We start from the raw sequence: 14,033 nt of genomic DNA, 5'->3' as shown, positions 1-14,033 counted from the left end.
AAAGTGTTGATTTATTTTTAAGGAGTATCGTTATGAGCACTATTACCGCAGTATGGGCGAGAGAAATTCTCGATTCCAGAGGTAACCCCACCGTAGAAGTTGAAGTAGTACTTGAATCCGGCGCAACCGGTCGTGCGGCTGTTCCCTCCGGAGCATCCACCGGTACCCGTGAAGCCCTCGAACTGCGTGACGGCGACAAAGATCGTTACAAAGGTAAAGGCGTGCAGGTTGCTGTAGCCAATGTTCGCGAAGAAATCGCTGAAGCTCTGGTTGGTCAGGATGCCCTGCGTCAGGTCAACATCGACAATATCCTCATCGAGCTTGATGGTACTGAAAATAAAGAACGTCTCGGCGCTAACGCAATGCTCGGCGTATCCATGGCAGTTGCCCGCGCTGGCGCAAACCTGCTCGGCATTCCCCTTTACCAGTACCTCGGTGGTGTAAACGGCAAGCTCCTTCCCGTACCCATGATGAACATCATCAACGGTGGTGAGCATGCACCTAACAACCTCGATATCCAGGAATTCATGATCATGCCCATCGGCGCTGAGACCTTTGCTGAAGCTCTGCGCATGGGTGCTGAAATTTTCCACACCCTGAAAGGTCTGCTGGCTGCTGACGGCCACAATACCGCAGTTGGTGACGAAGGTGGCTTTGCTCCTAACCTTGAGTCTCACGCTCAGGCTTTCGAATACATCATGAAAGCTATTGAAGCAGCAGGCTACCGTCCCGGTGCTGACGTAGCTCTCGCTATCGATGCTGCTGCTTCCGAATTCTACAAAGACGGCAAGTACGTTCTGGCCGGTGAAGGTAAAGAATTCGACGCACAGGGTATGATTGATTTCTACACTGACTTTGTAGATCGCTTCCCGCTCATCTCCATTGAAGATGGTCTCGCAGAAGGCGACTGGGATGGCTGGAAGAAGATGACCGACGACCTCGGTGAAAGAATCCAGCTCGTTGGTGACGACCTTTTCGTAACCAACCCCGAAATCCTCGCTGAAGGTATTGAGCAGGGCGCTTGTAACTCCATTCTGATCAAGCTGAACCAGATCGGAACCCTGACCGAAACCCTCGACACCATGGAACTTGCTAAGACCGCAGGTTACACCAACGTTGTATCCCACCGTTCCGGTGAAACCAGCGACCACTTCATCGCTGACCTCGCAGTAGGTCTGAACGCTGGCCAGATCAAGACCGGCTCCCTCTGCCGCTCTGACCGTCTTGCCAAGTACAACCAGCTGCTGCGCATCGAGGAAGACCTCGAAGATGATGGCATCTACTACGGTCCCGCTCTGAAGGAAGCTTTCTTCGGTGAAGACTAAGAAGTAGCTTAACTGCTTAGTTTATTAAAGGGCTGTGGGGTTTTCCCCGCAGCCCTTTTTATGTATATGGTAGGTAGTTCTTATGTTGGTGGGAGAACAGGATATTGTCTTCTTGCCAGTCCTTAAAAATTACAATATGCATTTTTCACCCACAGGCCATAAACAGCGGAGAAATTTCAATGCAGATTTTGAATGGTAAAGAAACAGCTCTTACTATTCGTGAAGAGCTGAAAGTAGAGATAGACGGACTTAAAGAAAAACACGGCAGAGCGCCCGGTCTGGCCGTTATTCTGGTCGGCGAGGACCCCGCATCTCAGGTATATGTTCGCAACAAGGAAATCGCCTGCGAGAAAGCAGGAATCGTTTCCACTGCACACCGTATCGATGCATCCGTTTCTCAGGAAGAACTTGAGGCTCTGATTCAGAAGCTCAACGCAGATGACACCATCGATGGTATCCTGCTGCAGCTGCCCCTGCCCAAGGGACTCGACAGCCAGCGCTGCCTCGAACTCATCGATCCCGGCAAGGACGTAGACGGCTTCCACCCCATGAACGTAGGCAAGCTCATGCTCGGCCTGCCCGGTTTTCGTTCCTGCACTCCCGCAGGTATCATCACCCTGCTGGAACGCTACAACCTGCCCACTTCCGGCAAGAAAGCCGTTGTAGTAGGTCGTTCCAACATCGTTGGTAAGCCCCTCGCCATGATGCTCATGCAGTACGGTGATTTCGCAAACGCCACCGTAACTGTCTGCCATTCCCGCACTGACAATCTCGCTGAGGAAGTCAAAGCCGCGGATTTCGTTTTCGCCGCAATCGGCATTCCTAAATTCATCAAGAAAGAGATGGTTAAAGACGGCGCAGTTGTAGTTGATGTAGGCATCAACCGCACTGATGAAGGTCTGGTTGGTGACTGCGACTACGCAGAACTGGAAGACGTAGCATCCGCCATGACCCCCGTTCCCGGCGGAGTAGGTCCCATGACCATCGCTCAGCTGCTGATCAACACCGTACAGGCTTATAAGGAGCATGTCGGGGCTTAATTTATTGGTTATATGCGTGTTTGAAGTTTTGAAAAAAACTCCTTGTCTCGGTTGAGGCAGGGAGTTTTTTTTGTGGCCGAAAATGGGGTTGGACATAAATACTTAGAAGGATGTATGAATGTTCCAAAATAATTTGCGAATAGATAGGTGTTTGCGATGAGTGGATATGATTTTAGTCAGCTGAACGATAAAGAGTTTGAAGATATTAGCTGTGATTTGCTTTCGAGAAGTCTAGCGCAAAGAGTTGAGCGTTTTAAGCCGGGGCGTGATGGCGGTGTCGATGGCAGATTCTTTAAAAGTTCTGGTGAAGTGATTGTTCAATGCAAACATTATTTAAAGTCTGGGTATAGCCAACTTTTATCGACGTTAAAAAAAGAAGTACCTAAGCTTGAAAAGCTAGCCAATGATACTCATATCTCTGATTACATAGTCACAGTTTCTGTGCCGTTAAGCAGGGTAAATAAAGACGAGATTCATGCGATTTTCTCTGATTACATGTCTGGCTCAGAGAATGTTTATGGCCCAGAAGACTTGAATTATATTTTGCATGATAATGCAGATATTGAGCGCAAGTATTACAAGTTATGGTTATCCAGTACAAATGTATTAACTCATATTTTAAACAATGCGATATTTGGAAGGAGTCGTGATTATCTGGAAGATATAGCCGAAAGGTTGAAGTTTTTTGTTAAGCCCGAGTATTATGATGTGGCTATGGAGCGACTTGAAGAAATTAAGTCTATCGTGATTACCGGTAACGCTGGAGTTGGTAAGACAACTTTGGCAGAGACTATGTGCGTAGATTTAGTTCAGCAGGGTTATGAATTGGTTTTGATTTCTGATGATATTTCTGAAGCAGAGGCTGTTTTCGATGAAAGTTCGAAGCAGGTTTTTTATTTTGATGATGTTTTTGGAAGTACTTATATAGAAGCTGTAAGCGATAGGATTGATTCAAAAGTAGTTAGATTTATTAATAGAATTAAAAGGGGGGAGGATAAAAGATTTATCCTCACATCACGAGTAAACATTATAACTAGAGCTATAGCCATTTCTTCTCCACTGCAAAATTTTAAATTTGATAAGTATTTGCTTGAAATCACTGACAAGGCTTTAAGTACCCTTGAAAAGGCTCAAATTCTTTATAATAAATTGTGGCATGGAGATCTTATGCCGGATTTTTGTGAGGAAATCGTTAGGGAGAAGCGGTATTTACAAATTATCAAACACCATAACTATAATCCGAGGATTATTGATCATATTACAGATAGGTATGTTCTTAGAGAAACAACTGTAGATGAATATTTTAAACTTGTTTCAGTAACCCTTTCTAACCCTGCAGTTGTATGGGAACATCCTTTTAAAAATCAAATTACTGCTGATTCTAGAGCAATATTAATGCTTATTGCTACTAATAGGCATAGAAAAGGTTATTCAGAACTAAAATTAAAAAAGATGTTTTCTAATTTGGTTTGCCAAAATGAAAGTAGCTTAGTTTGCACTGAGAGGTGTAATTTAGCAGTTAATGATATTGTCAATAGTTTTGTTGTGAGATCTTTTTTAAGCGATGACTATTATTATAGTTTTGCTGACCCTTCAGTAAGCGATTTTATGTATGGATATTTTTCTTTAAATCAAGATTTATTTAAAAGTGCTATGATTGCTGCTCAAAATCCAGATTCTATATTGCTTTTAGATTCGATGGTAAAACGAAACAAAATTTCACCGGATATTGCTAAAGATATTTGCATAAATTTTGTTAGCCAAGCTAATTGTACTGAGTCTATGTGGATAAATGTTCTCAATACTTGTCAGGGGCTCAACTGTGAAAATGAAGTTGTTTCTAGAGCCCAGAGAGTTGATTTTGAGTCTTGTTTCGATAGATTTCAGTATAAGAGTTATTTTAATGCATTTGTCTTGATTGCTAGACATGAGCTTTGTAGGAGCGATGTTGTAGAGGAAAAAATTATGCATTTACTAAGCATCGCTAGTGATTTTGAAGAATTGTCTTTGCTCTCAAAGATTGTGCATGCAATAGATGATACTCACGTTAATTCTTCTTTTTTTGCTAATTTTGAAGAGTTGATGGATTCATTTTATGATGAGGTCATGTATTCTGAAGTTTTAGCTGAATACTATATTGACGATGAACTTGATGCTGCAGAAACTGCCCTGGATAGCTTTGTTTGTGATTTGTTAAATTCTTTTGATGTTGATGTATCGCATTATCATGACGAATTAGTTTCTAGTATAGATGTTGGCGATATTATAAATGACAATCTTATTGCAGTCAGTAGAGGGGGAGAGTTTGAAAGCTCTGCTTCAGATGATTATAGTGCTGTAATAGATTTGTTTGAAGGACAATAAATTAATAACTCGCCCTTCCCCGAAACATCGAGAAAGGATGACTCCTATTTTGTTCTAATAGAACACTGAAAATTATTCCCATAGAATAACAAAAAATATTCTACTAGAATTATTCTGATAGAATATTTTCCAATGCTCTATCAGAATAATTTTGGCCTATCTCCCTGCCTTTCTTGTCTTTAACAACTCTTCCCCCCACCAAACAATTTCAGTATAAAGTCGTAAGACATCCATATCCCATTCACACTAATCTACGGATAGCCACATGAAAGGACTCACCGAACTGCTGACCTGTATTCAAGATATTTCCGGCGGCAACTATTCCAACGACATCATGCACCTGACAACTGATGAATATGATCCCTATGTGCGGGAACTGGCGGAATCCGTGGGTTTGATGATGGTCCGTATTGAGGCCCGTGAGTTTGCGCTTGAGCAGGCTAATGAGGAACTTAAGTGCAATGTGGTTGCAACCGTTAAGGCTGTTGCACGCGGCTTGAGTCTGCGCGATCCGTATACCCGTGGGCATGCAGAACGGGTGGGGAATTATTGTGAGCGCTTGGCTCGCAGGATGGGACTTTTCGAAGATGAAATATGGATTGTGCATGTTGCCGGGACTTTGCATGACATTGGCAAGATCGGTTTCAGTGACCGCTTGATCCAAAATGTGGATACCAAGGTTGATGAGGATATGCTGGCGGAGATCAAGCAGCACCCGGAATGGGGATTTAACATGCTGCGCGGGCTGGATTTTCTCGGCCCTGCCTTGGAGTATATGCGTTCACATCATGAGCGGCTGGACGGGACCGGATATCCCAACGGCTTGCAGGGCGATGAAATCAAGACCGGATCACGTATCCTTTCCATAGCTGATGTATTTGATGCGCTAACTACCACCCGCAGTTATCAGGAAGCTATGGATTTGGAAAAAGCATATTCCATCCTGCGCAAGCTTGCTGGCCCTTCTCTTGATCCAAAGCTGGTAGAGCTTTTCATAGATGAAATTAAAGAAAACGGCCTTGAGGATGTGGAAGAAAATTTCAGCACCTGCCCTATGGGAAAAGAAAATCTTGCCGGGAAAGACTCAAAAAATAATTAATAATCATTACTAATTTGCTTGCCTTCTTTTTAGAAGTGCTTATTATCTTTCTTCGTGTTAAGTATATCTTAACAATCGCATGACACAGCGAAGACCTAATAAAAGGTTTTGATTTGCCTCTTTCAGATGTCCACCCTTTCGGATCGTTGTTTTCAAGGCAATTTTTAAGTCCGCTTTTATGTGGATTTGCAGGGTCCTTAAACTCTTTTTACGGAGAGGGGTTAAGCCGGAAGAGGTAAATTTTAATAAACTTAAAGCGCGAAGCGCATCAAATCAGCCTCTTATCATGAATAAAAAATGTATCCATATTGAAGGTGCGCGTCAGCACAACCTTAAGAATTTGAACCTTGATATTCCGCGTGATCAACTGGTGGTGGTCTGCGGTCCTTCGGGGTCCGGTAAATCAACCCTTTCTTTCGACATTGTCTATGCCGAAGGGCAGCGGCGTTACGTGGAATCACTTTCCGCTTATGCCCGTCAATTCCTGCCGCAGTTGGACAAACCGCAGGTTGATAAGATTGAGGGACTTTCCCCGGCAATCTCGCTGGAGCAGCAATCCACTTCACGTAACCCGCGTTCAACAGTTGGTACTGTGACCGAGATTTACGACTTTTTGCGTGTTTTCTTTGCACGGCTGGGTAAATTCCATTGTCCTGAATGCGGCATTCCTATTGAGGCCCAGACTTCGGATGAGATTCTGGAACGGATCATGTCTTTCGGGGAAGGCACAAAATTTATGCTGCTGGCACCATTGGTGGATCACCAGAAGGGCACCCACAAGGACCTGTTTAAGAAGCTGAAAAAAGAAGGCTTCGTTCGTGTGCGCGTGGACGGTGAGGTTTATACCATTGACGATGTGCCGGACCTTGAGAAGAACAAGAAGCACAATGTGGATCTGGTGGTGGACCGTCTTGTCATCAAGGGTGATATGAAGAAGCGCCTTGGCGACTCCCTTGAACTGGCCCTGCGCTACGGGGATGAATCCATCGTGGTTTCCATTATTGGCGGCGAGGATGTCTACCTTTCAACCATGTCCACCTGTCCGTCATGCAAGATCAGCATGCCTAAACTTTCCCCGCAGCTTTTTTCGTTTAACAGTCCGCAGGGAGCCTGTACGCTCTGTTCCGGTATCGGCAGCGTTGAATATTACGAGCCGGAACTTCTGGCACCCAACAAGGGCCTCTCATTGAAGACCGGAGCGGTCATCCCGTGGAAATCCCCGAAGATGTTCGAACGTTATGAAAAGGATTTCCGGGCGCTGGGCAAGAAACATGGTTTTAAAGTAGATACTCCGCTCGCAGAATTTTCTGCTGACGCACATAAGGCCCTGTTTTACGGCGACAAGGAATTGGGCTGGGAAGGTGTGGTTGACCTGCTTGAAGTGGGGCATAATCTCGGGCGTATCTGGCGTGATGAGCTTTCCCGTTTCAGACAGTCTCGGCCCTGTCCTGCCTGTGAAGGTGCAAGACTCCGTCCTGAGTCATTAGCTGTTAAAGTGAACTCTGTTTCAATTTTTGAATTCTGCTCCATGTCCATCAAACGGGCCTTGGACTGGCTGGAAGGACTTGAGTTTTCCGGTCATGAACTGCTCATTGCTGAACCGCTCCTTAAAGAGCTGACCCATCGCTTGGGTTTCATGGTCAATGTCGGCCTTGATTATCTCAACCTTGGACGGAACATGGCGACTCTTTCCGGCGGGGAGGCGCAGCGTATCAGATTGGCAGGTCAGCTTGGTTCCGGGCTGGTTGGTGTTACCTACGTGCTTGATGAACCTTCAATCGGACTGCACCCGCGTGATAACGAGCGTTTGATCAAGACCCTGCGTTCCTTGCAGTCCCGTGGCAATACCGTGCTGGTGGTGGAACATGATGAATCCACCATTCGCAATGCTGACCATGTTATTGAAATCGGTCCCGGATCGGGGATGCTCGGCGGGGAGATTGTTTTTCAGGGCAGCGTGAAACAGCTTCTTGGTAAGGCTCAGACTTTGACCGCCAAGTATTTGCGTGGCGAACTTGCCTTGGATAAGCCTGAAGAGCGGCGTATTCCCGAAGATTGGATTAAGCTTAAGGGTGTTAAGACCAACAACCTCAAGAACCTTGATGTTGATATACCGCTGGGTGTGCTCTGCTGCTTTACCGGGGTTTCCGGTTCGGGCAAGAGTTCACTGGTTGTGGATTCCATGTACAAGCATATCGCCCTTTCGCGCGGTGTGAAAGTGGATCAGCCCGGACGTATTGCAGGAATTGAAGGGATCGAGAAAGTGGAGAAAGTTATCTCCATTGACCAGTCTCCCATCGGGAGGACCCCGCGCTCCAACCCGGCCACTTACACCAAGATTTTTGATGAAATCCGCAAGATTTTTTGCGCTACTAAGGAAGCCAAGAAGCGTGGCTACAAGCCCGGACGTTTCAGTTTTAACGTGCGCGGCGGACGTTGCGAAGCATGCCGCGGTGACGGTCAGATCAGGGTGGAAATGCATTTCCTGCCCGATGTTTACGTGACCTGTGATGTCTGCAAGGGCAAACGTTACAACAGCCAGACTCTGGAAGTGGATTACAAGGGCAAGAATATTGCCGAAGTGCTTGACCTGACCGTGCGTCAATCCAAGGCATTCTTTGAGAATCATCCGACCCTCAAACGCAGGCTGGAAGTCTTGGAGCAGGTCGGCCTTGAGTATCTGCAACTGGGGCAGCCAGCGACTACCCTTTCAGGCGGTGAAGCTCAGCGGATCAAGATTTCACGCGAGCTTGGTAAGCGCAGTCTGCCCGGAACACTGTACATCCTTGATGAGCCTACTACCGGATTGCATATGCATGAGGTCGGCAAGCTGATCAAGGTTTTGCAGCAGTTGGTTGAAAAAGGGGCAACAGTAATCGTTATCGAGCATAATACTGATGTGATTCGTGCTTCTGACTATGTCTTTGATTTAGGCCCCGGAGGAGGGGAATCCGGTGGGCAGATTGTTGCTCAAGGTACCCCTGAAGAGATTATTGCCAACCCGAACTCAGTTACCGGAAAGTTCCTGATTTAAATTTGAAAGGCCGGAGGGATAATCCTTCCGGCCTTGTTTTTATTCATCTACTTCGATGTATTCTATGTCCAGATTGGTCAGGAAATGCCTGATTTCTGCGGTATAGTCCGGTACATCGGACATGTCTTCAACCATGGCTTTGTCTTCAATCAGTGTCCCCAGTCTGGTCAACTGCCTCTTCAAGTTCAACAAGCTCTTTTTGCCTGATTTCCAGATATCGGTCCATGATGGCTTCAAGATCTTCATCTACCTGTACGAGAATTCGGTCACTCATAATATATCTCCCGGACAATATGATTCAGTTAGGAAATGGAATTGTTGGACTTTGATTAATGTTACTTCTTCTCTGAATCTTTTTCCACTTCTTTTAATTCTTTTTGTCTGTCTTTCTCAAATTTGGAGTCTAAGAAGCTTTTATTTTCTGGAAGCTGAAGATGGAATTCGCTGTATGTTCCTACCTTGGCGGCCAGATTGTTGAAAATGCAGTTCAGGACATGTCCCCCGGAGGTCCGTTCCTCGGTAATGAAGTGCCAATGGAACCCCGGTACACCAATCCCTTTGACATAAGACGGGCTCTTAATACCGATCAAGGTTCCGGTTACGTCCTTGAAAGCGAAGATGCTCTGATCCTTAACCACTTCTTTCAGCGGAGGATAAGGTTTCTGCTGAGCTGGAACGCTGCGGGTACGTATTTTACGGAATTTTCCATCAATACGGATGATGTAGAAAAGATTTTCTGAGTCGAGCGAGTTTGAAATTCTGTGATTTAACTCTTTAAGGGTGTTAACGGAATCGAGCTTGATTATTTTTCCTGTCTTGAAAAAGGCCGCAGCAGCAAAAGGAGTGCGTTCGCCATCATCCATTTTAATAGCTTCGCCGTGGGCATTAATCTTGTAAACCTCACCATCAAGGAAGACCATTTCCCCATCAAGTCGGTTAAATGTACCCAGTCCGGTATCCCCGTGGTTTTTAAGGGTGCCGACAGTTAGTTCTCCATCATAATTGCCCGCAAGCAGGGAATCAATAATCGAATATTGGTAGATGGAATCGCCGGCACAGGATGCTCCGGGTAGGCTGAAAAGAAAAAGAGTGAACAGTAAAAGAAATGAATACAGCTTGTTAGAGAACTTCATTTTATTCTTGCAGATAGTGGCCGTTTATAAGGCTAGAACATATGTTTTTCAAGCCGCTTGATCCAGACGTCTCCGGAGTAGGTGCAGAAAAGAAGTTTTCTGCCTACATTTCCGCCTACATCCATGCTTACAGGCTTGAGTCCTTTTGCTTCTAAATTTTCAAGTGCGGCATCAACATTTCTGTTTCCGATACCCAGAGCGCATGACGGCCTTACCTGAGAATAACTCAACCCGGTTGCTCCACCGAACAGTTTTACTTCAAGCTCGTTTTTCCTGACCCCCAAGCGTCTCATACTCTTTAGCAAATGGTCTACGGCTGTGTCCACATATCTGCAAATCTGAATTGACGGCTCGTTTACATCCTTAATTTCAGCACGCGAGGGTAGGAATGCGTGGCAGATAATGCCTTGTCTTTTGCGGGGAGAAAACATGGATATTGCCACACAGGACCCGAGTACGGTGGAAACAATTGTCGGTTTAACTCCGAGATATGCATCTCCGGTGTGCAGGAATACTCGGCGTATATCAGATTGATTTTGTGGCATTGTGTTCATGTTGTCCGCGATTTGGAAATTTTAACAGGGCTTATGATAATATATCACTATCGTGTTGCTGCCCAGTCTTTTGTGCTCTTCCGCTTTGCGCAACTTAAAAAATAAAGAGCGAACTCTCTATTATAAATAACTTAATTGTCTCGGATCATCCGGAGAACTTCTTCAAACTCTTCAAGGGGAGCAGCTCCGGTGACAGTAACCCCGTTAACGAGAAAGACAGGTGAGGCCGTCAGGCCAAGCTTGCGTGCTTCCTTGCGGTCTCCGTCAATACGCGCTTTTACTTGCGGGGAATTCAAGTCCCGGTGCAATTGTTTCATGTCCGCACCGCAATTTTCTGCCAGCTTATCAAGTTTTTTTATTCCACTTTTTTTAATTGCCAATCTGTTTTTTAAGATCAGTCGGTTAAGTTTTTTGGCCTTAGCCTGATCCTGAAGGGCAAGGGCCTCGTAGTATCTTGCTGCCGGAAGCGACATTTTATGCAGTCCAAGAGGATTATGACGGAAGCGGTAGCTGATTTCAGGATGTTTTTCTATCAGTTCATGAACTATGCTGTCGGCCTTGGCACTGGTTGCGCTTTGGAAGTCTGAAAAAACAATAATATTGATTTTTCCATTGGGAGAACCCCATACCGGACGGTCGGGTTGAAGAGCTGCTATTTTGGGGTTTTTAAGTTGCTTGAGCCTGCCTTCCCTGATCCGTGATTTGTTCTTTTTTTCCAGTCCGACCTGTAAAAGATCATAAAGTTGTTCTTCGTGTCCCTGTAGAGCTTCGAAAATGACTTCGGGGTTGTTCTTCAGAATTTGGCGGACCTCTTCTTTGCTGACAGTCCGCGATGTTTCTGCCCCGCAGATTTGTGCATAAAAAAATATTGTCGAAGTCAGCAGAAGAGTCAGGGCTGAGCGTAGCATCTTAGGCACCTCATGATATTTTTTCCGCAGCAGTAAGGGCGGAACTGTATATATTGAACATGGTTCCGAATCCGGAAATCTCAAAGACTTCACTTATCATCCCGGTTATATTCGCGAAGGCGATGTCACCTTCTGTTGCCTTAAGCTTTTTGGCGCAAAAAAGTATGGCCCGGAGTCCTGCACTTGAAATGTATTCCAGCTCACCGAGATCTATGACAATTTTGTTTTCACCGGAACTTATGAACTCGCACATTTTGCTTTCCAGTTTGCTGGAGGTAAGGGCGTCAAGGCGGCCATTTATGGCTATGATCAATACGTTGCCGACTTTTTTGCTGCTGATTTCCATCGTGATTCCTTAAGATATATAGCTATATGGCTATGCTCGTAGCTGAGAAGTTATTAAAGTATAAACTTCATTCATTTGTGACGGTTTGTAAAGGGGAAGACGTTTTATTGGCTCTCGTCTCATTGGAAGTTAATCCATGTCGGGACCAGTCTTCCTGCTTCGGAAAGTTCCCTTTCCAGTTTGTCCACATCAGGCTCGACCATTTTTACCAGTCGCCAGTATTTAGCGGAATGGTTCAGGTGCACTGTGTGGCAGAGTTCATGAATTAGCACATAGCGTGCTAGGCGGTAGGGCAGGAACATGAGTTTCATGTTCAGGTTGATGTTGCCTTTGGCGGAGCAGCTGCCCCAGCGTTTGCGCTGGGCACGGATGAAGACTTTGCTGAAGGGCAGATTCAGTTCTTCAGAAAGTTCTTTCAGTTCCGGTACAAGGAAATCGCGGGCTTCGCTGCGTACAAAACGGGTCAGTACCTTCAGTTCTTCTTCCGGTGACCAGTCATTACCGCTCAAGAGCAGCTTATCCACATTGCGGCGCATGCGCAGGCCGGGTTTACGGTTTTCAACCCTTCGTACCGTGAATACTTTCCCGCTGGCGGCAAAGCATATTTCATCGGGAAGGACCAGCTCCGGCGGGTTCAAGGACAAGCCTTTTTTTTCCAGCTTACGGATATTGTGCTCTATCCATCCCCGGCGTTTCTCCAGAAAGTAGGGAACATCTCTGCGGTTGGTTCCCTTTGGGAGTACTACTTCTATTCCCTTGTCCGGGATTAATTTGATAATTATGTTTTTTGCCCTTGGGCTGACCCGCACTGTATACGGGAGAGGAAAATCTGCCATATCGTTCCTGCTAAATTTTGACTTGTTTTATGTCGGACGCGGGATTACTTTTTCCGTCCTTACTGAATGCATCCGTTTATCATAATCTCACCATTTTAAGGATTCCATCGTGCCTACAAAAAGCTTCACTTCCCGTAAGATGTATATATTTCTGCTGGTGCTGACTATTGCTACCACTGTCGGTTTTCAGGGCTGGAGAACCCTGCTGAACAACTTTGCGGTTGAAGTGGCCGGGCTGGACGGCGGTCAGTTCGGTATGCTTGGCTCCATCCGTGAAATACCGGGTTTTCTTGCTTTGCTTGTAATCTACGTGCTCATGTTCATCAAGGAGCACCGTCTGGCCGCACTTTCTGTAATCATCATGGGTGTTGGTGTCAGCATAACCGGATTCATGCCTTCCTTTGCAGGGCTGGCTTTTACTACTCTGGTTATGTCCTTCGGCTTTCACTATTACGAGACCCTGAACCAGTCCCTGACCCTGCAGTATTTCGGCTACACAGAAGCTCCGCTGGTGATGGGGCGTTTGCGCAGCCTTGCCGCAGCGACCAATATTTGTGTGGGTGTGGTTGTTATCTCGATTTCCGGTTTCATGGGGTATTCTGAGATTTTCTTTGGAGCAGGCATGATTGCGGTGGTGGCCGGACTCTATTGTCTGACCCGTGATCCTTCATCCCCGGACCTGCCGCCACAGCACAAGAAAATGATTTTCCGTTCCAAGTACTGGCTTTTCTACGCTTTAACTTTTATCGCCGGGGCGCGCAGGCAGATTTTTGTGGCTTTTGCGGTCTTTCTGCTGGTTAAGAAGTTCGGTTTTTCCTTGCAGCACATCGCCATTCTTTTTGTGGTGAACAACGTGATCAACTATTTCGTCAACCCGATCATTGCCAAGTCGGTGAACAAGTTCGGTGAACGCAAGGTGCTGACCCTTGAGTACGCCAGCCTGTTTCTTATCTTCACGGCTTATGCCTATACCGACAGTCCACTGGTAGGTGCTTTACTCTATATTCTGGATAATATTTTCTTCAACTTCACCATGGCCATCAAGACTTTTTTCCAGAAAATTGCCGATAAACCGGACATTGCCCCTTCCATGGCGGTCAGCTTCACCATCAACCATATCGCGGCTGTTTTCGTGCCCGTGCTGGGCGGTATTGCCTGGATGCAGGACTACCGCATTGTCTTCCTCGGTGCAGCAGGAATGTCCTTGATTTCCCTTGTACTCAGCCAGTTTGTGGACCGCGAATTGCGTTTGAAGGGACGGACAGATTAGGACGGATAAGGTGTTCACATATATTTCACAAAAATAAGCTTAGATTAACGGCTATTTCTCGCTTTTTCCGGTGCTGCCGGATATGAGAAGAATGGTTTTAATCTACAGTTGTAGCTTTACTTAT

13 protein-coding genes are annotated in these 14,033 nt (G+C 45.9%); 6 read left to right on the top strand and 7 right to left on the bottom strand.

Annotation, left to right across the window (positions count from 1 at the left end):
- Nucleotides 1–32: 32 nt before the first annotated feature.
- From eno to uvrA, 5 genes are all read left to right on the top strand, one after another.
- Entirely contained in the window at nucleotides 33–1,325 is a 1,293-nt protein-coding gene (eno, locus tag ACNI23_RS13365; protein WP_420249375.1) for a phosphopyruvate hydratase, read from the top strand.
- Between the two features lie 179 nt (nucleotides 1,326–1,504).
- Nucleotides 1,505–2,365 carry a bifunctional methylenetetrahydrofolate dehydrogenase/methenyltetrahydrofolate cyclohydrolase FolD gene (gene folD / locus ACNI23_RS13360; protein WP_420249374.1) on the top strand — a complete coding sequence of 287 codons (861 nt, stop codon included), beginning with the start codon at nucleotides 1,505–1,507 and terminating at the stop codon, nucleotides 2,363–2,365.
- 156 nt (nucleotides 2,366–2,521) lie between these two features.
- Nucleotides 2,522–4,729 carry an nSTAND3 domain-containing NTPase gene (locus ACNI23_RS13355; protein ID WP_420249372.1) on the top strand — a complete coding sequence of 736 codons (2,208 nt, stop codon included), beginning with the start codon at nucleotides 2,522–2,524 and terminating at the stop codon, nucleotides 4,727–4,729.
- A 265-nt stretch (nucleotides 4,730–4,994) separates the two neighbouring features.
- Complete coding sequence (locus ACNI23_RS13350) at nucleotides 4,995–5,828, top strand: HD-GYP domain-containing protein (protein ID WP_420249371.1); 834 nt, start codon at nucleotides 4,995–4,997, stop codon at nucleotides 5,826–5,828.
- Nucleotides 5,829–6,114: 286 nt separating this feature from the next.
- A complete protein-coding gene (gene uvrA / locus ACNI23_RS13345; RefSeq protein WP_420249369.1) occupies nucleotides 6,115–8,862 on the top strand; it encodes an excinuclease ABC subunit UvrA in 2,748 nt (915 codons plus the stop codon).
- A 39-nt stretch (nucleotides 8,863–8,901) separates the two neighbouring features.
- Here the strand turns inward: uvrA and ACNI23_RS13340 are convergent, their stop codons facing one another.
- From ACNI23_RS13340 to ACNI23_RS13310, 7 genes are all read right to left on the bottom strand, one after another.
- Nucleotides 8,902–9,033, bottom strand: a complete 132-nt coding sequence (locus ACNI23_RS13340) for a hypothetical protein (protein WP_420249368.1) — start codon at nucleotides 9,031–9,033, stop codon at nucleotides 8,902–8,904.
- Nucleotides 9,008–9,136 carry a hypothetical protein gene (locus ACNI23_RS13335; protein ID WP_420249366.1) on the bottom strand — a complete coding sequence of 43 codons (129 nt, stop codon included), beginning with the start codon at nucleotides 9,134–9,136 and terminating at the stop codon, nucleotides 9,008–9,010. The genes ACNI23_RS13340 and ACNI23_RS13335 overlap by 26 nt, the downstream gene beginning before the upstream one ends.
- A 61-nt stretch (nucleotides 9,137–9,197) precedes the next feature.
- The gene (gene budA, locus ACNI23_RS13330) at nucleotides 9,198–9,995 is read right to left on the bottom strand and encodes an acetolactate decarboxylase (protein ID WP_420249364.1); all 798 of its coding nucleotides are present in this window, start codon (nucleotides 9,993–9,995) and stop codon (nucleotides 9,198–9,200) included.
- A 32-nt stretch (nucleotides 9,996–10,027) separates the two neighbouring features.
- A complete protein-coding gene (locus tag ACNI23_RS13325; RefSeq protein WP_015853282.1) occupies nucleotides 10,028–10,540 on the bottom strand; it encodes a chemotaxis protein CheD in 513 nt (170 codons plus the stop codon).
- A 140-nt stretch (nucleotides 10,541–10,680) separates the two neighbouring features.
- Nucleotides 10,681–11,457: a DsbA family protein gene (locus ACNI23_RS13320; protein ID WP_420249363.1), complete on the bottom strand. Its 777-nt coding sequence runs from the start codon at nucleotides 11,455–11,457 to the stop codon at nucleotides 10,681–10,683.
- Between the two features lie 10 nt (nucleotides 11,458–11,467).
- A complete protein-coding gene (locus ACNI23_RS13315; RefSeq protein WP_420249361.1) occupies nucleotides 11,468–11,803 on the bottom strand; it encodes an STAS domain-containing protein in 336 nt (111 codons plus the stop codon).
- A gap of 119 nt (nucleotides 11,804–11,922) precedes the next feature.
- Entirely contained in the window at nucleotides 11,923–12,639 is a 717-nt protein-coding gene (locus ACNI23_RS13310; RefSeq protein ID WP_420249360.1) for a M48 family metallopeptidase, read from the bottom strand.
- A gap of 109 nt (nucleotides 12,640–12,748) precedes the next feature.
- Here ACNI23_RS13310 and ACNI23_RS13305 point away from each other — a divergent pair, with 109 nt between their 5' ends.
- Nucleotides 12,749–13,909 (top strand): MFS transporter, encoded by a 1,161-nt coding sequence (locus ACNI23_RS13305; protein WP_420249359.1) that lies wholly within the window; start codon nucleotides 12,749–12,751, stop codon nucleotides 13,907–13,909.
- Nucleotides 13,910–14,033 lie beyond the last annotated feature (124 nt).

It is taken from the genome of Maridesulfovibrio pacificus (SeqCode) (assembly GCF_048612815.1).
GTDB classification, from domain to species: Bacteria; Desulfobacterota; Desulfovibrionia; order Desulfovibrionales; family Desulfovibrionaceae; genus Maridesulfovibrio; species Maridesulfovibrio pacificus.
Note: the sequence above shows the minus strand (reverse complement) of the source record. Positions and strands in the feature narration are given on the sequence as shown.